The sequence below is a fragment of the Streptomyces daliensis genome (genome assembly GCF_054782395.1).
In genome coordinates, this window is the sequence record NZ_BAAGSO010000020.1 from 1 (window position 1) to 24,942 (window position 24,942).

General features: G+C 72.7%; 22 protein-coding genes. 16 read left to right on the forward strand and 6 right to left on the reverse strand.

What is annotated here, in order from left to right:
• Nucleotides 1-156 precede the first annotated feature (156 nt).
• Nucleotides 157-1,773 carry a protein kinase domain-containing protein gene (locus ACYVOO_RS05225; protein ID WP_461014451.1) on the reverse strand — a complete coding sequence of 539 codons (1,617 nt, stop codon included), beginning with the start codon at nucleotides 1,771-1,773 and terminating at the stop codon, nucleotides 157-159.
• 391 nt (nucleotides 1,774-2,164) lie between these two features.
• Between ACYVOO_RS05225 and ACYVOO_RS05230 the strand changes: the two genes are divergently transcribed.
• A complete protein-coding gene (locus tag ACYVOO_RS05230; RefSeq protein WP_461014452.1) occupies nucleotides 2,165-3,850 on the forward strand; it encodes a protein kinase domain-containing protein in 1,686 nt (561 codons plus the stop codon).
• A gap of 55 nt (nucleotides 3,851-3,905) precedes the next feature.
• Here the strand turns inward: ACYVOO_RS05230 and paaN are convergent, their stop codons facing one another.
• Nucleotides 3,906-5,603 (reverse strand): phenylacetic acid degradation protein PaaN, encoded by a 1,698-nt coding sequence (gene paaN / locus ACYVOO_RS05235; RefSeq protein WP_461014453.1) that lies wholly within the window; start codon nucleotides 5,601-5,603, stop codon nucleotides 3,906-3,908.
• A gap of 189 nt (nucleotides 5,604-5,792) precedes the next feature.
• Between paaN and ACYVOO_RS05240 the strand changes: the two genes are divergently transcribed.
• Complete coding sequence (locus ACYVOO_RS05240; protein ID WP_461014454.1) at nucleotides 5,793-6,401, forward strand: TetR/AcrR family transcriptional regulator; 609 nt, start codon at nucleotides 5,793-5,795, stop codon at nucleotides 6,399-6,401.
• Nucleotides 6,402-6,451: 50 nt separating this feature from the next.
• Here the strand turns inward: ACYVOO_RS05240 and ACYVOO_RS05245 are convergent, their stop codons facing one another.
• Nucleotides 6,452-6,943: an Lrp/AsnC family transcriptional regulator gene (locus ACYVOO_RS05245; protein WP_453349242.1), complete on the reverse strand. Its 492-nt coding sequence runs from the start codon at nucleotides 6,941-6,943 to the stop codon at nucleotides 6,452-6,454.
• Nucleotides 6,944-7,115: 172 nt separating this feature from the next.
• On the opposite strand from ACYVOO_RS05245, the gene pdhA reads away from it, so the two are divergent.
• From pdhA to ACYVOO_RS05290, 9 genes are all read left to right on the forward strand, one after another.
• The gene (pdhA, locus tag ACYVOO_RS05250; RefSeq protein ID WP_461014455.1) at nucleotides 7,116-8,288 is read left to right on the forward strand and encodes a pyruvate dehydrogenase (acetyl-transferring) E1 component subunit alpha; all 1,173 of its coding nucleotides are present in this window, start codon (nucleotides 7,116-7,118) and stop codon (nucleotides 8,286-8,288) included.
• A gap of 104 nt (nucleotides 8,289-8,392) precedes the next feature.
• Complete coding sequence (locus ACYVOO_RS05255) at nucleotides 8,393-9,403, forward strand: alpha-ketoacid dehydrogenase subunit beta (protein ID WP_461014496.1); 1,011 nt, start codon at nucleotides 8,393-8,395, stop codon at nucleotides 9,401-9,403.
• Nucleotides 9,403-10,986: a dihydrolipoamide acetyltransferase family protein gene (locus tag ACYVOO_RS05260; RefSeq protein ID WP_461014456.1), complete on the forward strand. Its 1,584-nt coding sequence runs from the start codon at nucleotides 9,403-9,405 to the stop codon at nucleotides 10,984-10,986. The genes ACYVOO_RS05255 and ACYVOO_RS05260 overlap by 1 nt, the downstream gene beginning before the upstream one ends.
• Nucleotides 10,987-10,989: 3 nt before the next feature.
• Complete coding sequence (locus ACYVOO_RS05265; protein ID WP_461014457.1) at nucleotides 10,990-11,961, forward strand: NTP transferase domain-containing protein; 972 nt, start codon at nucleotides 10,990-10,992, stop codon at nucleotides 11,959-11,961.
• Nucleotides 11,958-13,727, forward strand: coding sequence for a molybdopterin molybdotransferase MoeA (locus ACYVOO_RS05270; RefSeq protein WP_461014458.1), 1,770 nt, complete (start codon nucleotides 11,958-11,960; stop codon nucleotides 13,725-13,727). Before ACYVOO_RS05265 ends, ACYVOO_RS05270 begins: the two co-directional genes overlap by 4 nt.
• A gap of 13 nt (nucleotides 13,728-13,740) precedes the next feature.
• Nucleotides 13,741-14,910 (forward strand): potassium channel family protein, encoded by a 1,170-nt coding sequence (locus tag ACYVOO_RS05275; RefSeq protein ID WP_461014459.1) that lies wholly within the window; start codon nucleotides 13,741-13,743, stop codon nucleotides 14,908-14,910.
• A 132-nt stretch (nucleotides 14,911-15,042) separates the two neighbouring features.
• Nucleotides 15,043-16,038 carry an NAD(P)H-quinone oxidoreductase gene (locus ACYVOO_RS05280; protein WP_461014497.1) on the forward strand — a complete coding sequence of 332 codons (996 nt, stop codon included), beginning with the start codon at nucleotides 15,043-15,045 and terminating at the stop codon, nucleotides 16,036-16,038.
• Nucleotides 16,039-16,159: 121 nt separating this feature from the next.
• Nucleotides 16,160-17,059 carry a hypothetical protein gene (locus tag ACYVOO_RS05285; RefSeq protein WP_461014460.1) on the forward strand — a complete coding sequence of 300 codons (900 nt, stop codon included), beginning with the start codon at nucleotides 16,160-16,162 and terminating at the stop codon, nucleotides 17,057-17,059.
• A gap of 66 nt (nucleotides 17,060-17,125) precedes the next feature.
• Nucleotides 17,126-17,701, forward strand: a complete 576-nt coding sequence (locus tag ACYVOO_RS05290; protein WP_453349248.1) for a bacterial proteasome activator family protein — start codon at nucleotides 17,126-17,128, stop codon at nucleotides 17,699-17,701.
• A gap of 168 nt (nucleotides 17,702-17,869) precedes the next feature.
• Here the strand turns inward: ACYVOO_RS05290 and ACYVOO_RS05295 are convergent, their stop codons facing one another.
• The 3 genes from ACYVOO_RS05295 to ACYVOO_RS05305 all read right to left on the reverse strand — a co-directional run bounded on the left by ACYVOO_RS05295 (nucleotide 17,870) and on the right by ACYVOO_RS05305 (nucleotide 20,923).
• Nucleotides 17,870-18,685 (reverse strand): TrmH family RNA methyltransferase, encoded by an 816-nt coding sequence (locus ACYVOO_RS05295; protein WP_461014461.1) that lies wholly within the window; start codon nucleotides 18,683-18,685, stop codon nucleotides 17,870-17,872.
• 43 nt (nucleotides 18,686-18,728) lie between these two features.
• Nucleotides 18,729-20,009 (reverse strand): HTTM domain-containing protein, encoded by a 1,281-nt coding sequence (locus tag ACYVOO_RS05300; RefSeq protein WP_461014498.1) that lies wholly within the window; start codon nucleotides 20,007-20,009, stop codon nucleotides 18,729-18,731.
• Between the two features lie 215 nt (nucleotides 20,010-20,224).
• Nucleotides 20,225-20,923, reverse strand: coding sequence for a DUF5819 family protein (locus ACYVOO_RS05305; protein WP_461014462.1), 699 nt, complete (start codon nucleotides 20,921-20,923; stop codon nucleotides 20,225-20,227).
• Between the two features lie 154 nt (nucleotides 20,924-21,077).
• Between ACYVOO_RS05305 and paaA the strand changes: the two genes are divergently transcribed.
• The 5 genes from paaA to ACYVOO_RS05330 all read left to right on the forward strand — a co-directional run bounded on the left by paaA (nucleotide 21,078) and on the right by ACYVOO_RS05330 (nucleotide 24,833).
• Complete coding sequence (gene paaA / locus ACYVOO_RS05310) at nucleotides 21,078-22,109, forward strand: 1,2-phenylacetyl-CoA epoxidase subunit PaaA (RefSeq protein WP_461014463.1); 1,032 nt, start codon at nucleotides 21,078-21,080, stop codon at nucleotides 22,107-22,109.
• Nucleotides 22,106-22,396, forward strand: a complete 291-nt coding sequence (gene paaB / locus ACYVOO_RS05315) for a 1,2-phenylacetyl-CoA epoxidase subunit PaaB (RefSeq protein WP_453349250.1) — start codon at nucleotides 22,106-22,108, stop codon at nucleotides 22,394-22,396. The genes paaA and paaB overlap by 4 nt, the downstream gene beginning before the upstream one ends.
• 86 nt (nucleotides 22,397-22,482) lie before the next feature.
• On the forward strand, nucleotides 22,483-23,172 hold the full coding sequence (gene paaC / locus ACYVOO_RS05320; protein ID WP_461014499.1) for a 1,2-phenylacetyl-CoA epoxidase subunit PaaC: 690 nt from the start codon (nucleotides 22,483-22,485) through the stop codon (nucleotides 23,170-23,172).
• Nucleotides 23,166-23,744, forward strand: a complete 579-nt coding sequence (gene paaD, locus ACYVOO_RS05325) for a 1,2-phenylacetyl-CoA epoxidase subunit PaaD (protein ID WP_461014464.1) — start codon at nucleotides 23,166-23,168, stop codon at nucleotides 23,742-23,744. The genes paaC and paaD overlap by 7 nt, the downstream gene beginning before the upstream one ends.
• 9 nt (nucleotides 23,745-23,753) lie before the next feature.
• Nucleotides 23,754-24,833, forward strand: coding sequence for a 2Fe-2S iron-sulfur cluster-binding protein (locus tag ACYVOO_RS05330; RefSeq protein WP_461014465.1), 1,080 nt, complete (start codon nucleotides 23,754-23,756; stop codon nucleotides 24,831-24,833).
• The last annotated feature ends 109 nt before the right edge of the window (nucleotides 24,834-24,942 follow it).

Here is a 24,942-nt window from a genome sequence, read left to right on the forward strand (position 1 = left end):
TGCCTCCGGCTCGGGGTTAGCACCACCTCTTCCCCCAGGGGACTTCCACCCCCAAGCAATCGCCCATGCTGGGCGCACAACGGGCGAGGCCCCGGCCGTGGGCCGGGGCCTCGCACACTCCGTCACTCAGTCGGTGAACCGCTCCGTCGCTACGGGTCAGTTCTCCGCCGCGCCGCCGCCGTCCGCAGCGGCACCGCCGTCATCCGAACCCTGGTTCGTGTTGCCGCCGTCGTCGTCCGGGGGCGAGGGGTCCTCGTCCGTCGGGTCCGAGGTGTCGCCGCCGCTGCCGCCGCCGTTCGAGGAGTTGCCGCCGCTGCCGGAGCTGGTCTCGGTCGGGCGCCCCGTGGGCTGGTTCGACGGGGTCGTCTCGGGGTCGGTGGGCCGGCTCTCCGAGTACGTCGGGGTCGGCGAGTAGTCGCCGGTGTCGCCCGTGCTGGTGCCCGGGTCCTCTTCCTCGGTCTCCGTCGGCGTCACGGACGGCTCGTCCGAGGTCTTCTCGTCCTTGGGCGCCGAGCTGGAGGTGTCGGGCTTGGGTGTCTTGTCCCCGTCGTCCGAGCCGGAGTTGAGCGCGAAGAAGATGCCGCCCGCGATGGCGATCACGGCGAGGAAGGCGATCAGCGCGTACTTGACGCCGCTGCCGCGCCCGCCGCCGCCCCGGTGTCCGCCCTCGAAGCCGCCGTCGTCGCGGTCGGGGCGGCCCATCAGCAGGGGCGGGCCGAGCTGGGAGGTGTCGCCGTGCTGGGGGTGCTGGCGGGCATCGGCGCCGGGCACGCCCATGGCGGGGGTGGAGCCGCCGGCGTGCGCGACGGGGCCCGTGTTCCAGATGCCGCCGGTGTGGCCGCCCTGCTCGTGGAGCATCTGGAGCGCGTACTGCGTCAGACCGCGCATCTCCTCGGCGGTCTGGAAGCGGTCGTCGGGGTCCTTGGCCAGCGAACGCATGACCAGCCCGTCCAGCTCCGGCGGCACCGCGTCGGAGACCTCGGAGGGGAGCGACGGGTCGTCCTGCACATGCTGATAGACGACCGAGAGGGGAGTCTCGCCGGTGAAGGGGGGTCTGAGCGTGAGCAGCTCGTAGAGCAGACAGCCCGTGGCGTAGAGGTCCGAGCGGGTGTCGACGGTCTTGCCGAGGGCCTGCTCGGGGGAGAGGTACTGCGGGGTGCCCATGACCATGCCCGTCTGGGTCATGGTGTTGGAGGCGCCGTGCAGGGCGCGGGCGATGCCGAAGTCCATCACCTTGACCGCGCCGGTGTTGGTGATGATGACGTTGGCGGGCTTGATGTCGCGGTGCACGATGCCGTGCTGGTGGCTGTAGGCCAGGGCCTCCAGGACGCCCGCGACGATGATCAGCGCCTGGTCGGCCGGCGGAGCGTCGGCGTTCAGCAGCAGATCGCGGATGGTGCGGCCCTCGACCAGCTCCATCACGATGTACGGCGTGATGTTGCCGCCGATCTGCTCCTCGCCGGAGTCGTACACGGCGACCACGGAGTGGTGGTTGAGCCCCGCGACGGACTGCGCCTCGCGGGTGAACCGGGCCTTGGAGACCGGGTCCTCCGCGAGATCGGGGCGGAGCAGCTTGACGGCGACCGTACGGCCGAGGCGAAGGTCCTCGGCTGCGAAGACCTCTGCCATGCCGCCGCGGCCGAGTCGGTAGGTCAGGCGGTAGCGGCCGTCACCGACCAGCCCCTGGTTTCCCCACAACTCCGGCGAATCCGGCATGGAGCCGCCGTTCGCGTCGGGGTCCGAAGGGCCCCCGGCGGCCTGCGTCTGAGCCATCAGTCCTCGCCGTCGATTTCGGTTCCGCGCCGCGCGCGGTACGTACTCCCCCGCTTCGCTGGGGATGTCCCGACCCCCGCTTGGAGGCTACAGGCTCGGAGGAGGTACTTGGATGGGGACGGAGGAGTCATCCAAGCGGCTGCGGTACCTGACTGGCAAGTTCGCAGACCGCGAGCGGACCGCGACAGGACGGCCACACCTGTGGGCACAGGATGCGCATCCGGTTACGGAACGGGCAACGAGCTTGACGTACTAGAGCCCTCCGGCAGACTTGGGCCAGGATCAGGATCATTGTCACTGGATCAATTGTCACTGGATCGTCGGAGCCCCCTCGGGAAGCTCCGGGGACGTACCTGCGCGGGGGCAGCGCCGCCGAGGGGGAAGCAGTCAGATGAGCGACGACGGCGCACAGGCAGCCGCACAGTATTTGGGCCGTACGGTCGGCGGGGGGCGCTTCCAGCTTCAGAGCCTGCTCGGCGCGGGTGGCATGGCCTCCGTGTATCTCGCCTACGACTCGGTGCTCGACCGCCAGGTCGCGGTCAAGACGCTGCACACCGAGCTGGGGCGCGAGCAGTCCTTCCGTGAGCGCTTCCGGCGCGAGGCGCAGGCAGTGGCGAAGCTCACGCACACCAACATCGTCTCCGTCTTCGACTCCGGCGAGGACGAGATCGACGGCTCGATGGTCCCGTACATCGTCATGGAGTACGTCGAGGGCAAGCCGCTGCGCAGCGTGCTGGACGAGGACGTGGCGCAGTTCGGCGCCATGCCGACCGAGAAGGCCCTCAAGATCACCGGTGATGTGCTGGCAGCGCTCGAGGTCAGCCACGAAATGGGCCTGGTGCACCGCGACATCAAGCCCGGCAACGTGATGGTGACCAAGCGCGGCGTCGTCAAGGTCATGGACTTCGGCATCGCGCGGGCCATGCAGTCCGGGGTCACCTCGATGACGCAGACCGGCATGGTCGTGGGCACCCCGCAGTACCTCTCCCCCGAGCAGGCGCTCGGGCGCGGTGTGGACGCCCGCTCCGACCTCTACTCCGTCGGCATCATGCTCTTCGAGCTGCTGACGGGACGGCTGCCCTTCGACGCGGACTCGCCGCTGGCCATCGCGTACGCGCATGTGCAGGAGGAGCCGCCCGTCCCCTCCTCGATCAACCAGGCGATCCCGCCCGCCGTGGACGCGATGATCGCGCGCACGCTGAAGAAGAACCCCAACGAACGTTTCCCCTCCGCCGAGTCGATGCACGACGAGTGCCATCGCATCGGCGGCTCCGGCGCGGCCTCCGGGGCCAACCCGATGATCGTCGGCGGCGTCCCGGCGGCGAACAGCGGCGCGGGCGTGGGCCAGGCCGTCTTCCCGCCCGTCGGGCAGGCGCAGGGCACCCCGCCGCCCGGCAGTGTGCAGCAGCCCTACCAGGGGCAGTACGGCGGCTTCGGCCCCTCGACCCCGCCGCCCGCCACGGGCCCCGCGCCCATGGGCCAGCCGGGCTACGCGACGGGCTCCCCCTACCAGGGCGGCGCCCACACCCCGCCGCCGTACGCCATGTCGCCCACCCCCTCGGGGAACGGTGGCGGCGGCAAGAACAACACCCCGGTGATCATCGGCTCCGCCGTCGCGGCCATCGTGGTCGTCGCCGCGCTGATCATCGCGATCAGCATGAACAGCGGCGGCGAGGAGGAGCCCCAGGCCGGTGGCGGGTCGGGCGGCGCGACGTCCCAGGAACCGGCGGGCACGGGCGGCAGCGGCGGCGAGGACGCCAGCTCGGACTCGGACGACACCGACCAGTTCAAGCCCGAGGACAAGACCAAGACCATCGACTCCACCAAGTGCACGGACGCGACCGAGAGCTACAACGACAAGTCCAAGGTTCTCATCCCCGAGTTCACCTACAAGAACCTGTCCTCGGTGAAGCAGTGCATCCGCGAGGCCGGGTGGAAGCTGGGCGACGTCTCGTACGAGGACGAGAACGTCTGGGGCAAGAACATGGTCCTGGAGCAGTCCCCCGACGACCTGGACGACTTCGACCCCAAGAAGGACTCCATCGACCTGACCGTCTCCACCGGCAAGCCGGAGTAGCCGGAGCAGCCGGAGCCGCTTGCCGCCGGGTCCGCCTCCGCGCCCGCGTCTGTGTCTAGGCCGGGCGCCTCACCTCCACCGTGCGGAAGCGGTCCGAGACGAACGCGCCGTCGCACAGCGCCGCGTTCGCCGCCGGGTTGCCGCCCGAGCCGTGGAAGTCCGAGAAGGCGGCGGTCTGGTTGACGTACACCCCTCCGGTGAGGTTGAGGGAGAGCTGGGCGCACTCGTCCAGGCAGGCGTCCTCGATCAGGCGCTCGGCGTCCGGCGAGGTGGTGTAGGCGCCGACGGTCATCGCGCCCTTGTCCCGGATGGTGCCGCGCAGGAGGGACACCGCGTCCGCCGTGGAATCGACGGCCACCGCGAAGGAGACGGGCCCGAAGCACTCCGAGAGATAGACGGCCTCGGCATCGGGCTTCGCGGACTCCAGCTTGACGATCACCGGGGTGCGGACGGTGGCGTCCGGGAAATCGGGGTGCTCCACCGCACGGGAGGGCAGGGCCACCTCGCCGAGCGAGGGCGCGGACTCGATGCGCTCGCGCACCTGGGGGTTGACGATGGCGCCCAGCAGCGCGTTGGCACGGGCATCGTCCCCCAGGAGCTTGGAGACGGCCGTGGCCAGATCGGCCACCACCTCGTCATAGCTCTTCTCGCCCGCGTCCGTGCTGATGCCGCCCCTCGGGATCAGCAGGTTCTGCGGGGTGGTGCACATCTGACCGCTGTAGAGCGAGAGGGAGAAGGCGAGGTTGGCCAGCATCCCCTTGTAGTCGTCGGTGGAATCGATCACGACGGTGTTGACCCCGGCCTTCTCGGTGAAGACGCGGGCCTGGAGCGCGTTGGCCTCCAGCCAGTCGCCGAAGGCGGTGGAGCCGGTGTAGTCGATGATGCGGACCTCGGGGCGCAGCGCCAGCTCCTTGGCCAGGCCCTCGCCCTCGCGCTCGGCGGCCAGCGCGACCAGATTCGGATCGAACCCGGACTCGGCGAGCACCTCGCGGGCGATCCGCACGGTGAGCGCGAGGGGCAGCACCGCGCGCGGGTGCGGCTTCACCAGCACCGGATTCCCGGTGGCGAGGGAGGCGAAGAAGCCCGGATAGCCGTTCCACGTCGGGAAGGTGTTGCAGCCGACGAGGAGGGAGACGCCGCGCCCCACTGCGGTGAACCGCTTGCTGAGATCGAGGGGATCGCGCTTGCCCTGGGGCTTGGACCAGGAGGCGGACTCGGGGGTGCGGGTCTGCTCCTCGTACGCGTACACCACCGCCTCCATGCCGCGGTCCTGCGCGTGGGGGCCGCCCGCCTGGAAGGCCATCATGAACGCCTGGCCGCTGGTGTGCATGACCGCGTGCGCGAACTCGTGCGTGCGGGCGCTGATGCGCGACAGGATCTCCAGACACACGGCAGCGCGGACCTCCGGCCCCGCCGCGCGCCACGCGGGCATCGCCGCGCGCATGGCGGGCAGCAGCACATCGGCGTCCATGTGCGGATAGGAGATGCCCAGCTCCAGGCCGTAGGGAGAGGACTCGGTGGCGGTCCACTCGCCATCGGCCCCCGGCTGGTCGTCGAGCGCGAATCGGGTGCCGCGCAGCGCGTCGAACGCGGCCTGGCCCGCTTCCGCGCTCAGGGAACCGCCCTCGCCGTACGCCTTGGGGTGCTCGGGGTGCGGGGACCAGAATTCCCGGCTGCGGATCGCCTCCAGCGCCCGGTCACGGGCCGGGCGGTGCTTCTCGATGAGCTGCGCTGTGCTGAGTCCGGTGGTCACGAGCGACCAACTCCTCGCTGAGCTGGATGAATGGATGGGCGGCAGGCAACGGCCGCGACGGCCGGGGTGCGCCGGGGGGGGTGCGCTTCCCCGGCACAGGACAGATACTGCTACCGAACGATCGGTCGGGGCAAGGGGGCTCGTAAGCCTGTGGATAACTCGGTCAGCGGCGCGGATAGCATCGGCGGCATGCCAGCCAAGCGCGACGCCTACAAGCGCGACACGTACACGCCGGACTCGCTGCTCACGGTCGCCGTGCGGGTGTTCAACGAGCGCGGCTACGACGGCACGTCGATGGAGCACCTCTCCAAAGCCGCCGGGATCTCCAAGTCCTCCATCTACCACCACGTCCGCGGCAAGGAGGAGCTGCTGCGGCGCGCGATAAGCCGGGCCCTGGACGGGCTCTTCGGCATCCTGGAGGAACCCCGCGCCCGCGAGGGCCGCGCGGTCGACAGGCTCGAACACGTCACCCGCCGCACCGTCGAGGTGCTGATGACCGAGCTGCCCTACGTCACGCTCCTCCTGCGCGTGCGCGGCAACACCGACACCGAGCGGTGGGCGATGGAGCGGCGCCGCGAGTTCGACCAGCGGGTCGCCGAGCTGCTGAAACAGGCGACGGCCGACGGGGATCTGCGCGCCGACGTGGACGTACGGCTCGCGACGCGGCTGCTCTTCGGGATGATCAACTCGATCGTCGAGTGGTACCGCCCAGGGCGGGCCGGACGCGGCGCCACCACCAGCGAGGAGGTCGCGGAGGCCGTCGTCCGTACCGCCTTCGCGGGTCTGCGCGTCACCTGACGGGCGCGGGCGGGCCCCTGAGCCGCCCGGACGCCTGACACTCCCGCCCCTCACGCCTCCGGTTCGAGGTCGGTCTCCTCGAAGACCAGCAGCGTCCGCGTGCTGAGCACTTCCGGTATGGACTGGATACGGGTGAGCACCAGATCGCGCAGCGCCCTGTTGTCGGGCGTGTGGACCAGCAGCAGGACGTCGAAATCGCCGCTGACCAGCGCGATGTGGGAGGCACCCGGAAGCTCCCTGAGCTGTTCCCGCACGCTGCGCCACGAGTCCTGGACGATCTTGAGCGTGATGTAGGCGGAGGCGCCCTGACCTGCCCTTTCCTGGTCGACACGGGCGCTGAAGCCGCGTATCACGCCGTCCTCGATGAGGCGGTTGATGCGCGCGTACGCGTTGGCGCGCGAGACGTGGACCTGCTCGGCGACGGACCGCACCGAGGCGCGGCCGTCCGAACGCAGCAGCCGCAGGATGTCCCTGTCGATCGCGTCGAGGGGACGGGCCGGAGGACGCGGGATGTCGTCGGTGACCATCTGTTCGTCCGGCATGCCCTGCGGCCTCCCCTCCCTGGACGTCCTGCTGATATCGAACGCACTACTGGGCCGTTTGTCCACAGGCAGAGGGTGCCTGTAGCCAAAATGTGCCAGCGACCGAACAATCGGTAGGGAAGCCCACCAGGCTTCCCGCCCCTTCGCGGCTTCCCATGAGGAGGTGCTCGTCATGACGGTCCTAGAGCAGCCCGGTGCCTACCGCCTCGCGCCGCCCCCGGCCTGGCGCCCCCGCCTGGACCCCGCTCCCCTCCTGCCCGACGCCGAGCCGCACCGGCTGCTCGGCACCGGCGCGAAGCTGGACGCCGGGCTGCTGCGGGAGCTGTACGGAGAGCTGGTGCGCGGGCGGCGGTACAACGAGCAGGCCACGGCCCTCACCAAGCAGGGCCGCCTCGCCGTGTACCCCTCGTCCACGGGCCAGGAGGCCAGCCAGGTGGCCGCCGCGCTGGCGCTGGAGGAGCGGGACTGGCTCTTTCCCAGCTACCGCGACACCCTCGCGGCCGTCGCCAGGGGCCTGGACCCGGTCGAGGTGCTGTCCCTGCTGCGCGGTGACTGGCACTCCGGTTACGACCCGCGCGCCACCCGCGTCGCTCCCCTGTGCACCCCGCTCGCCACCCAGCTCCCGCACGCCGTCGGCCTGGCGCACGCCGCGCGCCTCCAGGGTGACGACGTGGTGGCGCTGGCCATGGTCGGGGACGGCGGCACGAGCGAGGGCGATTTCCACGAGGCGCTCAATTTCGCGGCCGTGTGGCAGGCGCCCGTCGTCTTCCTCGTCCAGAACAACGGCTTCGCGATCTCCGTGCCCCTCGCCAAGCAGACCGCCGCGCCCTCTCTGGCCCACAAGGCCGTCGGGTACGGGATGCCGGGCCGTCTGGTCGACGGGAACGACGCGCCGGCCGTGCACCAGGTCCTCTCCGAGGCCGTAGCCCGCGCCCGCGCGGGCGGGGGGCCGACGCTGGTCGAGGCCGTCACGTACCGCGTCGAGGCCCACACGAACGCCGACGACGCCACCCGCTACCGCACGGACGACGAGGTCGCCGCCTGGCGCGCGCACGATCCCGTCGCGCTGCTGGAGCGGGAGCTGCGGGAGCGGGGCCTGCTCGACGAGGAGGGCGTGCGGGAGGCGGCGCGGGCCGCCGAGGACATGGCCGCGAAGCTGCGCGAACGGATGAACGCGGACGCGGAACTGCGCCCCGCCGATCTCTTCGACCACGTCTTCGCCCGCGACACGGCGCGGCTGCGCGAGCAGGCCGAGCGGCTGCGCGCCGAGCTGGAAGCGGAAGCCGAAGCCGGGACGGGCACGGACACGGCGGGCACGGGGAGCGAAGGGGGAGACGCCCGATGAGTGCGGGGACGAGGACGGAAACCGGAGCGGGCACCGGTACCGGTACGGGGACGGGAGCCGGGGCAGGAGCGGGAGCGGGCCGTGGCGCCCGTACGCGGTCCTCGATGGCGCAGGCGCTGAACCGCGCGCTGCGCGACGCGATGGCCGAGGACCCGAGCGTGCACCTGCTCGGCGAGGACGTCGGCACGCTCGGCGGCGTCTTCCGGGTCACCGACGGGCTCGCGAAGGAGTTCGGCGCCGCACGCTGCGCCGATACGCCGCTGGCCGAGGCCGGGATCCTCGGCACGGCCGTCGGCATGGCGATGTACGGGCTGCGGCCCGTCGTGGAGATGCAGTTCGACGCGTTCGGCTACCCGGCCTTCGAGCAACTGGTCTCGCACGTCTCCCGGATGCGCAACCGCACACGCGGCGCGCTGCCGATGCCGCTCACCGTGCGCGTGCCGTACGGGGGCGGAATCGGCGGGGTGGAGCACCACAGCGACTCCTCCGAGGCGTACTACATGGCGACGCCCGGACTGCACGTCGTCACGCCCGCCACCGTCGCGGACGCCTACGGACTGCTGAGGCGGTCCATCGAGAGCGACGATCCGGTCATCTTCATGGAGCCCAAGCGGCTCTACTGGGGCAAGGCCGACTGGTCGCCCGAGGAGCCCGTGCCGGTGCCGGACATAGGGCGCGCCGTGGTCCGCAGGGAGGGCACGTCGGCCACTCTGATCACCTACGGGCCCTCGGTCCCCGTCTGCCTGGAGGCCGCCGAGGCGGCGCGCGCCGAGGGCTGGGACCTCGAAGTCGTCGATCTGCGCTCGCTCGTCCCCCTCGACGAGGAGACCGTGGTCGCGTCCGTACGGCGTACGGGCCGGGCCGTCGTCGTGCACGAGTCGCCGGGGTTCGCAGGCCCTGGCGGCGAGCTGGCGGCCCGGATCGGCGAGCGCTGCTTCCACTATCTGGAGGCCCCGGTGCTGCGCGTCGCGGGCTTCGACATCCCCTACCCGCCGCCCATGCTGGAGCGGCACCATCTGCCGGGCGTGGACCGGATTCTGGACACGGTGGCACGGTTGCAGTGGGAGAGTGACTGGGTCGAGAGCCGCGTCGGACGCGAGGGGAGCGGTCACTGATGGCGGAGGTCCGCGAGTTCACCCTGCCCGATCTGGGGGAGGGCCTGACGGAGGCCATGATCGTGCAGTGGCTCGTCGCACCGGGGGACGTGGTCGCTGTGGACCAGCACGTCGTCGAGGTTGAGACGGCCAAGGCGCTGGTGGAGGTCCCCTGCCCGTACGCCGGGGTGATCACTGCGCGCTACGGCGAGGAGGGCGCGGAGATTCCCGTGGGGACGCCGCTGGTGACGGTCGCCGTGGGCGCGGCGCCCTCCGACGGCGGGCACGAGGCCGGGGCCGACGGCGCGCAGGGGGCCCCGGGTGACCAGGGTGCTCCGAGCGCTCCGGGTGCTGCGGGTGGCCCCGGTGCTGCGGGTGGCCCCGGTGCTGCGGGTGGTCCCGGTGACGGCCGGGGCGCCGGTGCGGGTGGCGGCGGCGAAGGGGGCGGTGGGGCGACGGCTCCGGTCGTCGCCGGGAGCGTCAATGGCAGCGGCACGGGCGCCAGGCCCCCGGGCGGCGAGGAGGCGTCCGGCAACGTCCTGGTGGGGTACGGCACGCAGGCTCCGGCGGCGCGGCGTCGCCGGGTGCGCGGACCGCTCTCCACCGTGGCCTCGGCGGACACGGGAGCGGGCGCGTCGGCGGGCGCGTCCCAGGGTGCGCCCGGCCGGGGTGCCGAACCGGTGGCGGTGATCTCCCCGCTCGTACGGCGTCTCGCCCGCGAACACGGCGTGGACCTCCGCGAGGTGAGCGGCACCGGGCCTGACGGGCTCATCATGCGCGCCGACGTCGAACGCGCGGCGCGGGCCCTCGCCGGGGGCGCCCCGGCGGCCACGGCGCCCGCGACAACGGCCACGGCACCCACCACGGCTTCCGGCACGGTCCGGCGCATCCCGCTGACCGGCCTCAGGGGCACCGTCGCCGACAAGCTCTCGCGGAGCAGGCACGAGATCCCGGACGCCTCGTGCTGGGTGGACGCCGACGCCACGGAGCTGCTGGCGGCGCGCCGCGCCATGAACGCGTCGCGTACGGACGAAGCACGTACGGACGCGGCACGTACGGACGAGGGCGGCAAGGTCTCCCTCCTCGCGCTCCTGGCCCGCATCTGCACGGCGGCCCTCGCCCGCTTCCCCGAGCTGAACGCGACGGTGGACACCAAGGCGCGCGAGATCGTGCAACTGTCCGAGGTGCACCTCGGGTTCGCGGCGCAGACCGAGCGCGGTCTCGTGGTCCCCGTCGTACGGAACGCGCACACGCTCGGCGCCGCCGCGCTCGGCGCGGAGATGTCCCGCCTCACCGAGGCGGCCCGCGCGGGCACGCTCACCCCCGCCGATCTCACCGGCGGCACCTTCACCCTCAACAACTACGGCGTGTTCGGCGTCGACGGCTCGACCCCGATCCTGAACCACCCCGAGGCGGCCATGCTCGGCGTCGGCCGGATAGCCGAGAAGCCGTGGGTGGTGAACGGCGAGCTGGCGGTCAGGTCCGTCACGCAGCTCTCCTTCACCTTCGACCACAGGGTGTGCGACGGGGGTACGGCGGGCGGCTTCCTGCGGTACGTCGCGGACTGCGTGGAACAACCCGCGGTGCTGCTCCGTACGCTCTAGGGCGTGACGCACACCCACGACGACGTACCGGTTCCGAACGACGCACCCGGCCCGCACGGCACACGGGCCCCGTACGACGCGATCGTCCTCGCGGGCGGCGGTGCCCGCCGCCTCGGCGGCGCCGACAAGCCCGCGCTCACCGTCGGGGGCCGCTCCCTGCTGGACCGGGTGCTGTCGGCGTGCGCCGACGCCTCCGCCACCGTCGTCGTCGGGCCGCGCCGCCCCACCCACCGCCCCGTCACCTGGGTCCGCGAGGACCCGCCGGGCGGTGGCCCGCTCGCCGCGCTGGACGCCGGTCTGCGCCGCACGACGGCGGCGACGGTGCTCGTCCTCTCCGCCGACCTGCCCTTCCTTCGCGTCCCGACGGTGCGGGCGCTCCTGGACGCCGGGACTGGGGACGAGGACGAGGACGCGTACGAGGGTGCCGTCGTCAACGACGGGCGCGACCAACCCCTCCTCGCCGCCTATCGCGCGGAGCCGCTGCGCCGTGAACTGGCCCTGCTCCAGACCGAGTACGGGCGGCTCGGCAACCTGCCCTTGCGGCTTCTCCTCCCGGAGCTGAGACTTCGGCGCATCACCGCGTCCGACGCTCTCGACTGCGACACCTGGGACGACATCGCCGCCGCGAGAGCCCGTATCAGGGAGCATGGCACCGTGCTGGACGAATGGACTTCCGCAGTCAAGAGCGAACTCGGCATCGATCACCTCGATGTGGACACCGCTGCCCTTCTCGACCTCGCGCGCGACGCCGCGCACAACGTGGCGCGCCCCGCCGCGCCCCTGACCACCTTCCTCGTGGGATACGCGGCGGCGGCGAAGGGGGGCTCCCCCGAGGATGTCGCCGAAGCCGCCCGCAAGGCGGCGGCGCTGGCGCTGCGCTGGGCGGAGGAAGAATCCGCCGGAGCAGCGGACGAGGCAGAGGACGGGGGAGCGGCGGGCGACGGCAAGACGAAGGGTGCGGACGACGGACGATGAGCGGCGCGGACGAGCTGGACGAGGCAATCGCACTGGCCAACTACCGGGGTGACGGGCAGCCGCCGCCCCCACAGCGAGGAGCGACGACGCCTCCGACGACGTCCGACGAGCTGGACGGACTGGACGGGCTGGACGGACTGGAAGGGCTCGGCGTGCTCAGGAACAGCGGCCCCTCCCGTGGCTCCGCCTCGGGCCCAGCGCCCGACCGGCGCCCCGGCGAGCCCCCGGAACGGGCCGCGCCCTCCCCGTCCCCGTCGCCGTCCTCGTCCCGCCCTGGAAACGGAACCCGAACCCGAACCGGAACCGGAACCGGAACCGGAGGTGGAACCCGAACCGGAACCGGGAACGCCGCACCGGCCCAGCCCGACGGCCCCCCGCAGCACAGCACCCGCACACAGCCGCCCCACCAGCACGCCGACCCCACGACCTGGCACGAGGCCCACGCCCTGGCGGCCCGCACGGGCGCGCCCCTCGGCACGGTCACGCTCCCCCTCGACCGCGCGCTGCACCACACGCTCGCGGCACCCGTGACGGCGCTGACCGACCTGCCGTCGTTCGACACCTCGGCGATGGACGGCTGGGCCGTATCGGGCCCGGGACCATGGGAGTTGACGTACCTCCCCGACGCGCCGGAGGCCGAGGACGCACCGGGCACGACGCGTACCGGGACACATACAGGGGAGAGCGGCACGCACCAGGCCGCCACGCCCAGCCTGGGCATCCTCGCCGGTGACCGGCGCGAGCCGCCCCCGCTCGCCGACGGCCACGCCATCCGCATCGCGACCGGAGCGCGCATCCCGCCGGGCGCGAGCGCCGTGCTCCGCTCCGAGTACGGCGAGACCGTCGGCGGCCGGCTGCGTACCCAGCGACCGCCGCAGCCGGGCACCGACATCCGCCCGCGCGGCCAGGAGTGCCGCTCCGGCGACACGCTGCTGCCCCCGGGCACCCCGCTGACCCCGCCGGCGCTGGGCCTCTCGGCCGCCGCCGGCTACGACGAACTGGCCGTCGTACGCCGTCCCCGGGCCGAAGTGCTGGTGCTGGGCGACGAGTTGCTGCACCGGGGACTGCCCCGTGACGGCCGGATCCGGGACGCGCTCGGCCCGATGGTGGGCCCCTGGCTCGCGGCGCTCGGCGCCGAGGTGCTGGTGACGCGGCGGCTCGGCGACGACGCGGAGGCGCTGCACGAGGCGGTGGCCACGACCACGGCTGACCTCGTCGTGACGACGGGCGGCACCGCCTCGGGCCCCGTCGACCACCTCCACCCCACATTGGAGCGTGTGGGGGCGCGGCTCCTGATCGACGGCGTACGCGTGCGCCCCGGGCACCCCATGCTGCTGGCCCGGCTGCCGGGCGGCCAGCACCTCGTCGGCCTGCCGGGCAATCCGCTGGCCGCGCTCTCCGGCCTGGTCACGCTGGCCGCGCCCCTGGTACGCACCCTCGCCGGACGCCCGCACGAACGGAACCGCAACCGGGACCGGAACCAGGGACGAGGCCGGGACCGGAACCAGGAACGCGGACGGGAACGGGACCACGGCCACGCCCCGGAGGAGATCCGCGCGCCCCTGTCCGAGGAGGTGCACGGTCACCCCCGCGACACCCGGCTCGTCCCGGTCGCGTACTCTCCGGCGGAGTCCCTCGCCCGCCCCCTGCACTACACCGGACCCGCCATGCTCCGCGGCATCGCGACCGCCAACGCCCTCGCCGTCGTCCCGCCCGGAGGCGCAACACCGGGCACGGACGTACAGCTTCTGACGCTCCCCTGGTGAGGACCACAGACACGTGAACGACCAGCACCGCGTCCTGCTGCCCCGGCCCGAGATCAGTCCCCTCCGACAGGTGACCCGCAGGCTGCTGGCGGCCTTCGGCGTCCTGTGGGCGACCGTGCTCCTCGTCTACCTGGAGCGCGACGAGTACAACGACAACGCCGACGGCCACGTCTCGTTCCTGGACTGCGTCTACTACACGACCGTCACGCTCTCCACGACCGGCTACGGCGACATCGCGCCCGTCGGCGACACCGCGCGGCTCGTCAACATCCTGCTCATCACGCCGCTGCGCGTGATCTTCCTGATCATCCTCATCGGCACCACGCTCGAAGCGCTCACGGACCGCACCCGCGAGCAGTGGCGCCAGTCCCGCTGGAGGTCCCAGTTGCGCGACCACACCGTCGTCGTCGGCTTCGGTACGAAGGGCCGCTCGGCGACGCAGACGCTGCTCTCGACGGGCGTGCCCAGGAACCAGATCGTGGTCGTCGACCCCAACCACCATGTGGTCAAGGCGGCCAACGACGAGGGCTACGCGAGCGTCCTGGGCGACGCGACCCGCAGCGAGGTGCTCGGCCGCGCCGAGGTGCGGCGCGCCAAGCAGATCGTCATCGCCGCGCAGCGCGACGACACGGCGGTCCTCGTCACCCTCACGGCCCGTCAGCTCAACGCCCGGCTGAAGATCGTCGTGGCGGTGCGCGAGGAGGAGAACGCGCCGCTGCTGCGGCAGTCGGGCGCCGACTCCGTGATCACCAGCGCCAGCGCCGCGGGACGCCTGCTGGGCCTCTCGGTGCTGAGCCCCAACGCCAGCTCCGTCATGGAGGACCTGATCCAGCAGGGCACGGGGCTCAGCCTCAACGAACGCCCCGTCACCAAGGCCGAGGTCGGCCGCTCGCCGCGCGAGTGCGACGACCTGGTGGTCACCGTCGTCCGCGGGCACCGGCTGCTCGGCTTCGACGACCCGGCGGCCGACCCGCTGGAGCCCACCGACCGGATAGTCGTCATCCACCGCTCCCCTGCCCCGCACCCCGGCGGCCCAGGAGCGGGCAGCGGGCCCGGTACGGGGCCGATCGCCGCGGCGGGCGGCGGCGCGGCCGACCGGCGAGGCGGGGCGACGGACCGGCGCGACGGGATCGCCGACCGGCGAGGCGGCCCCACCGACCGGCGCGGCGGGCCCACGGACTGACGCGACGGAACGACGGGGCCGACGGAACGACTCGGCAGGCCGACGAGGCCGGGCGGGCGGGCGACCGGCCGGGAGGCCCCGGGCCGGAGTAGCGTCAGTCCCATGGGTAACTCCACTTCCACCGATGCCACGATGCACGCGGTCACCGTCCCCGAGCCCGGCGGCCCCGAGGCGCTGGTCTGGGCCGAGGTCCCGGCCCCCGAGCCCGGCGAGGGCGAGGTCCTGATCGAGGTCGCGGCCAGCGCCGTCAACCGCGCCGACCTCCTCCAGCGCCAGGGCTTCTACGACCCGCCGCCCGGCGCCTCCCCGTACCCCGGTCTGGAGTGCGCGGGCCGGATCGCGGCGCTCGGCCCCGGCGTCTCCGGCTGGTCCGTCGGCGACGAGGTGTGCGCGCTGCTGGGCGGCGGCGGCTACGCCGAGCGGGTCGTCGTGCAGTCGGGGCAACTGCTCCCCGTGCCCGAGGGGCTGGACGTCCGCACGGCCGCCGCGCTGCCAGAGGTCACGTGCACGGTCTGGTCGAACGTCTTCATGGTCTCCCACCTGCGCCCCGGTGAGACGCTGCTGATCCACGGCGGCGCCAGCGGCATCGGCACCATGGCGATCCAGCTCGCCAAGGCCGTGGGTGCGCGGGTCGCGGTCACGGCGGGCAGCCAGGAGAAGCTGGAGCGCTGCGCCGAGCTGGGCGCCGACATCCTGATCAACTACCGCGAGCAGGACTTCGTCGAAGAGCTGCACGCGGCGACGGACGGCTACGGCGCCGACGTCATCCTCGACATCATCGGCGCCAAGTACCTGAACCAGAACGTCAAGGCACTCGCGGTCAACGGGCGTCTCGCGATCATCGGCCTCCAGGGCGGCGCCAAGGGCGAGCTGAACCTCGGAGCGCTGCTCGGCAAGCGGGGCGCGGTCACGGCGACCTCACTGCGCGGGCGGCCCGCAGCCGAGAAGTCGGCCATCGTGGCGGCGGTGCGCGAGCACGTGTGGCCGCTGCTGGCCGACGGCCGGGTGCGGCCCGTGGTGGAGCGCGAGCTGCCGATGAGCGACGCGGCTGAGGCGCACCGTGCGCTCGACGCGGGGGACCACGTCGGCAAGATCCTGCTGACGACCGGGGAGCCGCACGAGCGGTAACCCACAGGGGTGGCCCGGGGTGCTCCGGGAAGCCTGGGAGAACCGCCCGAAATGCCGGTTTCGTCCCGCCGTGTGACGCTGGTTACACCGAGGGACGATCCGGCTCGGGGAGGACTCAGTCGTGAGGCAGTCGCAGCGCAGCCACATAACGGTCGCCCTTGTCGCCTGCCTCGCGGCGGCCCTCCCCGCCCCCCTCGCGACCGCCGCCGAGGCGGCGCCGCAGGCACCGGGGGCGCCAGGTGCGGCGCACGCCGCGCGGAGCGCTCCCGGCAAGGGCGTGGCGACGACGTCAGGCACGGGCAGCCGCGCGAGCAGAGCGCCCGGCGCCGACCCCCTCGTCCACGGCAAGGAGCCGGGCCCCGTCCCCGACCCGGACGTCCCCGACGTCCCGGACAGCGACACCGGCACCGGCACCGGCACCGGCACCGGCCCGGACGGGGACGGCCCGTCCTCCCCCGGTCAGAACGGCCAGAGCAGCCAGAGCACGCCCGGGCGGACCGCCCCCGGCGAGACCTCGCCGGACGAGACGGACGCCTCCCAGGACGAGGACGGCGGCCAGAGCCCCTCCGGCAGGCAGCCCTCGGACAGCGACAGCGGGGACGGAGACGAGGGCGGGGACGGGGACGGGGACGGGGGCGAAAGCGAAGGCGGGCGCGGTGACCAGGGCGACGAGTCGGCGCCCGTAGCGCCGCGTTCGCCCGCGCGGCCGGGCACCCCGGACGAGGCCCAGGGGCGGGGGCAGGGGCAGGGGCAGCCGCAGGGCGACGGGACGACGGGCCCTTCCCGTACGGAGAAGCCCTCCGGCGAGGGCACGCGCAGGCCCGCTCCCCGCGACTCCGACCAGGCCGTCGGCAACCACGACCTCTACGAGCCCGACCGCCGCGAACCGCGCCCCGAGGGCTCCGTCGAGGCCGCGCCCGCAGCGCGCGAGCAGATACTGCCGGTCCTGCCGCTGGGCGCCGGGCTCACCTCGATGGGCCTGGGCCTCGCCTTCCTGGCACTGCGGCTGCGCCGTCGCTGAGAACGGACCCCGGAGAGGGCGGACTCGTCGGCCGTGGAGGTCGGGAGTGCGTGCAGAATGGGGGGTATGACACAGCCGAGCAACGAACGGTCGCAGGAGAGCCCCCAGGTCCTGGTCGTCGGACCAGACGGGATGGCTCTCGGCAGCACTGCCCCCAAGGGCGGTGACAGTGATGGCGATGAGCAGGCTGAGGTCCCCGTGACGGAGATGGTCGAACAGCCGGCGAAGGTCATGCGCATCGGAAGCATGATCAAGCAGCTACTGGAAGAAGTGAAGTCCGCGCCTCTCGACGAGGCGAGCCGGGTCAGGCTCAAGGAGATCCACACCAGCTCCATCAAGGAGCTGGAGGACGGTCTCGCTCCGGAGCTGATCGAGGAGCTGGAGCGGCTGTCGCTCCCGTTCACCGACGGCTCCGTGCCGACGGACGCCGAGCTGCGCATCGCGCAGGCCCAGCTCGTCGGCTGGCTGGAGGGCCTGTTCCACGGCATCCAGACGGCCCTGTTCGCGCAGCAGATGGCGGCGCGGGCGCAGTTGGAGCAGATGCGCAGGGCACTGCCTCCCGGCACTCTTCCCGAGGACGGCGGCTCCGGCGTCGAGGACCTCGCGGGCCGCCAGACCCGCTCGGGCGGCCCGTACCTCTGAGGCGGGCAGGGCCCGGCGCGGTGACGCGAGAAGCGGAAACGAGAAGAGCCCGTGCGGCCGTCTCCCAGCAGGGCGGCAGCGCGGGCTCTCGCGCGTCGTCGTGCCTCCGCCGCTCCCGCTCTGCCGCTCTGCCGCTCTACCGCTGAGGCGCTGAGGCGCTGAGAGGGGTTACGGGCCCGTACCGGGGGAGCGCCCGGGTACCGGGGCCGCCATCCAGTGGTAGAGGGTCATCGCGACGCTGGTCGCGAGGTTGTAGCTGGAGACCAGGGGCCGCATGGGGAGCGCGACGAGGTGGTCAGCGCGTTCCCGCAGCTCGGGCGAGAGCCCGTGCCGCTCCGAGCCGAAGGCGATCAGCGCGTCGTCGGGGAGGGCGAGGGAGCGGATGTCCTGGCCCTCCGGGTCGAGCGCGTAGAGCGGCCCGGACGGCAGGCCGTCGGCCTCGCACCGCTCCACGGCGGTGGCGAAGTGCAGCCCCGCGCTCGCCCTGACCACGTTCGGGTGCCAGGGGTCCACGGACCCCGTCGTGAACACCCCGGACGCGCCCGCGCCCGCCGCCAGCCGGATCACGGCGCCGATGTTGCCCAGGTGACGGGGGTTGTCGAGCACGACGAGCGGGGCGGTACGGGCGGCTGGGGCGCTACGGGTCCCGGGGTCATCCCGCTCGGCCAGCGCGACGACGCCCGTCGGATGGACGCGGGGCACCAGGGCGCGCAGGGTGCGCGGGGAGACCTGGGTCAGCAGCTCGTCCAGGGTCGCCGTCAGGTCCGGGGCCAGTTCCCCGGCGAGCCGGAGCACGGCCGTCCGGTCCTCCGTCAGGGCGAGGGGGACGCGGGCGCCGAAGCGCAGCGCGTGCTTGAGCGCGTGGAAGCCGTCCAGCAGCACGCCCCCCGCACCGCCCTCGCGGCCCTCGCGGCCCTCGACGCGTTCGGCGCGTTCGGCGCGTTCGCGCCACAGCCGTACCGCGGCGTCCTCATCGGTGATCACGACGCCAGCGTACGGCGGCAGCACTCGGCCCGGTGCCCGGCCGTCAGCGGGTGAAGCTGAGGGACGACGGTTCCGTCCCCTGGCCCTGGGTGCCCGCGCCGTCCCGCGCGCCGTCACCGCCGTCCCCCGCACGGCCGCCACCGGCCCCCTCGCCCGCGTCCCGGCTGCCGGGCCGCCCCTTGCCGCGCAGCCGCCCGGTGAGCCCCGAGGCGCGGGCGCCGAGCCACAGCAGGGCGCCCGTCGGCAGGAACACGGCGTCGGCGGCGACCATCGCCAGCGAGAAGAACGGCAGCCCCAGCAGCACCGCGATGCTGAGGTGCTCCGTGATCATGGCGGCGAGCAGCACGTTCTTCACCCGGCGGTTGAAGAGCGTGAAGGGGAAGGCGACCTGGACGATGACCGTGCCGTAGGTGATCAGCAGGATCATGGTGCCGCTGCCCGCGAGGATCTGGTTCAGCTCGGGCCAGGGCGAGAAGTAGTCCAGGTGCATCGGGTAGTAGACGGCGGTGCCGTCCTGCCAGCGCGAACCCTGGATCTTGTACCAGCCAGCCGTCGCGTAGATCAGGCAGACCTCGACGACGATGACCAGCAGGGCACCGTTGTGCGCGAGGTTCGCGAGGATGTCGCACACCCGCCGCGCCTCGCTGCCCGGCGCGCGGCGGCCCAGCGCCCACCAGGCGCCGTAGACCGCCCACAGGGCCCAGAAGAACAGGCCCCAGCCGATGCTGAAGCCGCCCGAGACGGTGGCCCCGATCAGACACACGCCCAGCACCGACCACAGCACGACGCCGACCGCGTCCGTATCCGTACCCGTACCCGTGTCCGCGCCCCCGGCACCCGCTCCCGCTTCCGCGTTCTGGCGACGGCGGCGGCGCGCGTCCAGGGACCAGACCTGTCCGCACCGGGTGAGGACGAGGTACATCGACATCAGATGGATGACGTTGTCGCCGCCGTCCCCCATGAAGACGCTGCGGTTCTGGAGCGCCAGCACGCCGATCATGAAGAGGACGGAGGCCGTACGCGTACGCCAGCCGATCAGCAGGGCGACGCTGGAGGCGATCGCGCAGAGGTAGACGAACTCGAACCAGCCGTCGCCGTCCGACCAGAGCAGCACGGTGAAGGCGTGGTTGGACTCGACGAGCCGCTGCGCCAGGTCCCAGCCCCACGGCCCTTCGGGCCCGTACAGCTCGTGCCGGTGCGGCCACTCGCGCAGCAGGAAGAAGAGCCAGGTGGCGGCGAAGCCGATGCGCACGACGGCGGTCTGGTACGGGGCGAGTGCGCTCCCCGTCACCCGGGCGAGCCCGCGCCCGAGCGCCTTCTCCAGGCGCGTGGGCGGAAGGGGCGGCGGGGCGGACGGCTTCGTCGCGACGTCACCGTGGCCGTTGCCGGCGCCGTCACTGTTCCCGGCGACGGGGCCGTCGGCACCGCCGCGGTCCCCGCCCTGGCCCTGGTCCGGAACCGTGCCCTGGACCCGGTCCGGAACCCGGCCCCCGGCCTGCCCGCTCTGCTCGGTCTCCCCGGGCCTCTCGTTCTCCCCGCTCACTTGCCGCCACCCCCCGGGATGTCCTCGCTGGCGACCGGCCACCAGGGCTTCACCTGGTAGTCGGTCTTGTTGTCCGTCTTCTCGGCGCTCCACGGCGGCGGCGCGACGGGCGTCACCGCCGAGCGGACCTGGATGCCCTCTACCGTGCCGCCGTTCAGCTCGGTACCGAAGCGCCCCATCACGATGCGCTTGATGTACTTCTCGGACAGCTCACCGCGCAGGCCCACGGGCTTGCCCTTGCCGTCGTGCGAGTTGTTGAAGAACTCCCAGGCGCGGCGCAGTTCGTTCTGCTGCGTGTGGCTGGGGGCGATGTTGTGGTGGATGGCCGCGCCGTCCATGGCGGTCAGGTTGACCCAGCCGGTGGTCTCCGTGCCCCCGTCCTTGGCGATACGGGCGCGCGCGTGGACGGCGATGTTCTGCTGGAGCGGGTTGGGAGCGAAGAGCTTCCAGTTCTGCTCGAACTCCGGATAGACGTAGTCGTCGACTGCCTGGCCGTGCTGCCGCGTGGCCGTGTTCTCCGGTGCGACGTGCAGGAAGACCATCAAAATGTGGTAGGCGACCGTGACCGCGACGACCGCCACGGCTATCGCCACGATGACGCGGCCCGGCACGGAGAGCGCGGCGACTCCGGCCCCGTCCGCCCCCGGCGCCTGGTGCTCTTCTGGCTCCATGCCCTCCCTGCTCCCCATGCTCATGACTGGCCAGTACGCCTCAGAGGTTATTCGAGCCTTGACACCCTATGGGCCAACAGCACACCATTGAACCGAACGATCGGTCGGTCGGGATGGTCGCGGGAATGGTCGGGAGCCGCGGTGGAACGCGAGTGAGATCGCGAGCAAGGGGGTCGGCATGACATCGACGCTGCTCGAAGAGGACTCCGGTGACGCCGGAGCGCAGGAGGAGTTCGAGGCCGCCTTCGAGGCCGCGGTGGCGGCGGACGAGCGGATCGAGCCCCGTGACTGGATGCCGGACGCCTACCGCGCCACGCTCGTCCGCCAGATGGCCCAGCACGCGCACTCGGAAATCATCGGCATGCAGCCCGAGGCCAACTGGATCACGCGGGCGCCCTCCCTGCGCCGCAAGGCCATCCTGATGGCCAAGGTCCAGGACGAGGCGGGCCACGGCCTGTATCTCTACAGCGCGGCGGAGACCCTGGGCACCGGGCGCGACGAGCTGCTGGACAAGCTGCACTCCGGGCGCCAGAAGTATTCGTCCATCTTCAACTACCCCACGCTGACCTGGGCCGATGTCGGTGCGATCGGCTGGCTGGTGGACGGCGCCGCGATCACCAACCAGGTCCCGCTGTGCCGCTGCTCCTACGGCCCGTACGCACGCGCGATGGTCCGTATCTGCAAGGAGGAGTCCTTCCACCAGCGCCAGGGGTACGAGCTGCTGCTCGCCCTCAGCCGCGGCACCGAGGCCCAGCACGCGATGGCCCAGGACGCGGTGGACCGCTGGTGGTGGCCCTCGCTGATGATGTTCGGGCCGCCGGACGAGGAGTCGGCGCACAGCTCCCGCTCCATGGCCTGGAAGATCAAGCGGCACTCGAACGACGAACTGCGCCAGCGCTTCGTGGACATCTGCGTCCCCCAGGCCGAGGCGCTGGGGCTCACCCTCCCCGATCCCGAGCTGCGCTGGAACGAGGAGCGGGGCCACTGGGACTTCGGTCCCATCGACTGGTCGGAGTTCCACGCGGTGCTCAAGGGCAACGGCCCCTGCAACGAACAGCGGATCTCCCAGCGCCGCCGCGCCCACGAAGAGGGCGCCTGGGTCCGCGAGGCGGCAGCGGCGTACGCGGCCAAGCACAGCGGCGACGGCAGGGGCGACAGCGGTGACGGCGGGGGCGACGCCGAGGGCGCGCGGAAGGAGGCGGTGGCATGACGGCGCAGTCGGAGTGGCCCCTGTGGGAGGTCTTCGTCCGCAGCAGGCGCGGCCTCTCGCACACGCACGCGGGAAGCCTGCACGCCCCGGACGCGGAGATGGCCCTGCGCAACGCCCGCGATCTCTACACGCGGCGCTCCGAGGGCGTCTCGATCTGGGTCGTCCCCTCCCGGCACGTCACGGCCTCGTCGCCGGACGAGAAGGATCCCTTCTTCGAGCCGTCGGCGGACAAGCCGTACCGCCATCCCACCTTCTACGAGGTGCCGGAGGGAGTGAAGAACCTGTGACCGCTCCCGGAACGCACACCACGACGGACGCCGCAGCGGACACCCGCGCCGAGACCGGGGGCGAGACCGGTTACGGCGTCGGGCCCGTGGCCACGCTCGCCCTCGCCGATGACGCGCTCGTCCTCTCCCACCGCCTGGGGGAGTGGGCCGGACACGCTCCGGTCCTGGAGGAGGAGGTGGCCCTGGCGAACATCGCCCTCGATCTGCTGGGCCAGGCCCGCGTGCTGTACGCGGAGCTGGGGGACGAGGACGAGCTGGCGTATCTCCGCGAGGAACGCGCCTTCCGCAACTGCCAGTTGGCCGAGCAGCCGAACGGCGACTTCGCCCGCACCATCGCACGGCAGCTCCTCTTCTCCACGTATCAGGAGCTGCTGTACGCCCGGCTCGCCGAGCACGGCCACCCCCTGGCCGCCAAGGCGGTCAGCGAAGTGGCATATCACCGCGATCACGCCGAGCACTGGACCCTGCGGCTCGGCGACGGCACGCGGGAGAGCCACGCGCGGATGCAGAGCGCGGTGGACGGCCTGTGGAGGTTCACGGGGGAGCTGTTCCAGCCCGTCGAGGGGCTGGACGTCGAGCTGTCCGCGCTGGAGCGCGCCTGGCAGGAGCGGATCGCGTCCACGCTCGACGCCGCCACCCTCACCGTCCCCGAGGGCCCGCGGACCGGTGCCTGGACGGCGGGCGCTGGACGGCAGGGCGTGCACACGGAGTCCTTCGGGCGGATGCTCGCCGAGATGCAGCACCTGCACCGCAGCCACCCGGGGACGTCATGGTGACCACCCACGCCACCCCCTCGCCCCCCGCGACCGCGCCCGCCTCGCCCGCGAGCAGCGCCCCGGACCTCCAGGAACTCCGCGCCCTCGCCGGTTCCGTCCCCGATCCGGAGCTGCCCGCGGTCACCCTGGCCGAGCTGGGCGTCCTGCGGGACGTACGGGAAACGGCACCGGGCCGGGTGACGGTCACCCTCACGCCGACGTACACCGGCTGCCCCGCCATCGAGACCATGGCCGCCGACGTCGAGCGGGTGCTGCGGGAACACGGCGTCCCGGAGGTCAGCGTGCGCACCGTGCTCTCGCCGCCCTGGTCGACGGACGACATCTCCGACGAAGGGCGCCGCAAACTCGCCGAGTTCGGCGTCGCCCCACCACGCTGCGGCACCGGCACCGGGACAGGTTCACGCACCCGCACCCGCGCCGGGGGCCCCGTTCCGCTCAGCCTCGCCATCCGCTGCCCCCACTGCGGCTCCACGGAGACCACCCTCCTGAGCCGCTTCTCCTCCACCGCCTGCAAGGCACTGCGGCGCTGCGAGTCCTGCCAGGAGCCGTTCGACCACTTCAAGGAGGTGTGAGCGAGCGCCATGAGCACCTTCCACCCCCTCCGGGTCACCTCGGTCGAGCGGCTCACGGACGACGCCGTCGCCGTCACCCTCGCCGTCCCCGCCCCGCTGCGCACGGCCTTCCGCTCCTCCCCCGGCCAGCACATCGCGCTGCGCCGCCGCGACGGCGAAGGACGCGAGATCCGGCGCACGTACTCGCTCTGCGGCCCCGCGCGGGAGGCGCCCGAGGAGCTGCGCATCGGCATCAGGGGCGTCGCGGGCGGCGAGTTCTCCACGTACGCGGTCAAGGAACTGGCCGTCGGCGATGTGGTCGAGGCGCTGCCGCCCAGCGGCCGGTTCATCCTCGAACCCCGTCCGGGGCGGTTCGCCGCCGTCGTCGGGGGGAGCGGCATCACGCCCGTGCTCTCCATCGCCACCACCCTGCTGGAGCGGGAGCCCGAGGCGCGGTTCTGTCTGATACGCAGCGACCGCTCGGCGGCCTCCACGATGTTCCTGGAGGACGTGGCCGATCTCAAGGACCGCTTCCCCGGCCGCTTCCAGCTCGTCACGGCACTCTCCCGCGAGGAGCAGCAGGCCGGGCTCCCCACGGGCCGCCTGGACGAGCGGCGGCTGACGTCGCTGCTGCCCGCGCTCGTGCCCGTGGACGAGGTCGACGGCTGGTATCTGTGCGGTCCGCTCGGCCTGGTCGAGGGCGCCTCACGCGCGCTGCGCGGGCTGAACGTGCCGCGCGCCCGTATCCACCAGGAGATCTTCCACGCCGAGGAGATACCCGCGACCGCGACCGCCTCCGGCTCCGCGACGGAGTCCGCCGCGCGCGACCGGGCGGCGGCCACCGTGCTGGCGACTCTCGACGGCCGCTCGGGCACCTGGCCCATGGACGACGGCGAATCGGTCCTGGAGACGGTGCTGCGCAACCGCGCCGACGCCCCCTACGCGTGCAAGGGCGGGGTGTGCGGGACCTGCCGGGTCCGGCTGGTGTCCGGCGAGGTCCGCATGGACCGCAACTACGCGCTGGAGCCTGAGGAACTGGACGCGGGCTATGTGCTGGCCTGCCAGTCGCATCCGCTCACCTCCGCCGTCGAGGTGGACTTCGACGCCTGACGCTCCTACCCTGCCTCACACCTGACGACCCGTCAGGAATGCCGGGCCAGTAGCACGCCGACGCCGACGTCAGTACGCCAGTACGCCGACGTCGCGACGCGACCGGAGG

What these genes read in the sequence shown, in the direction of transcription:
- ACYVOO_RS05280 (WP_461014497.1), top strand. Translation starts at nt 15,043, where the DNA reads ATGCACGCGGTCACCGTCCCCGAGCCCGGCGGCCCCGAGGCGCTGGTC.
- pdhA (WP_461014455.1), top strand. Translation starts at nt 7,116, where the DNA reads ATGACGGTCCTAGAGCAGCCCGGTGCCTACCGCCTCGCGCCGCCCCCG.
- paaD (WP_461014464.1), top strand. Translation starts at nt 23,166, where the DNA reads ATGGTGACCACCCACGCCACCCCCTCGCCCCCCGCGACCGCGCCCGCC.
- ACYVOO_RS05230 (WP_461014452.1), top strand. Translation starts at nt 2,165, where the DNA reads ATGAGCGACGACGGCGCACAGGCAGCCGCACAGTATTTGGGCCGTACG.
- ACYVOO_RS05330 (WP_461014465.1), top strand. Translation starts at nt 23,754, where the DNA reads ATGAGCACCTTCCACCCCCTCCGGGTCACCTCGGTCGAGCGGCTCACG.
- ACYVOO_RS05225 (WP_461014451.1), bottom strand. Translation starts at nt 1,773, where the DNA reads ATGGCTCAGACGCAGGCCGCCGGGGGCCCTTCGGACCCCGACGCGAAC.
- paaA (WP_461014463.1), top strand. Translation starts at nt 21,078, where the DNA reads ATGACATCGACGCTGCTCGAAGAGGACTCCGGTGACGCCGGAGCGCAG.
- paaB (WP_453349250.1), top strand. Translation starts at nt 22,106, where the DNA reads ATGACGGCGCAGTCGGAGTGGCCCCTGTGGGAGGTCTTCGTCCGCAGC.
- ACYVOO_RS05290 (WP_453349248.1), top strand. Translation starts at nt 17,126, where the DNA reads ATGACACAGCCGAGCAACGAACGGTCGCAGGAGAGCCCCCAGGTCCTG.
- ACYVOO_RS05240 (WP_461014454.1), top strand. Translation starts at nt 5,793, where the DNA reads ATGCCAGCCAAGCGCGACGCCTACAAGCGCGACACGTACACGCCGGAC.
- ACYVOO_RS05255 (WP_461014496.1), top strand. Translation starts at nt 8,393, where the DNA reads ATGGCGCAGGCGCTGAACCGCGCGCTGCGCGACGCGATGGCCGAGGAC.
- ACYVOO_RS05270 (WP_461014458.1), top strand. Translation starts at nt 11,958, where the DNA reads ATGAGCGGCGCGGACGAGCTGGACGAGGCAATCGCACTGGCCAACTAC.
- ACYVOO_RS05245 (WP_453349242.1), bottom strand. Translation starts at nt 6,943, where the DNA reads ATGCCGGACGAACAGATGGTCACCGACGACATCCCGCGTCCTCCGGCC.
- ACYVOO_RS05305 (WP_461014462.1), bottom strand. Translation starts at nt 20,923, where the DNA reads ATGAGCATGGGGAGCAGGGAGGGCATGGAGCCAGAAGAGCACCAGGCG.
- ACYVOO_RS05260 (WP_461014456.1), top strand. Translation starts at nt 9,403, where the DNA reads ATGGCGGAGGTCCGCGAGTTCACCCTGCCCGATCTGGGGGAGGGCCTG.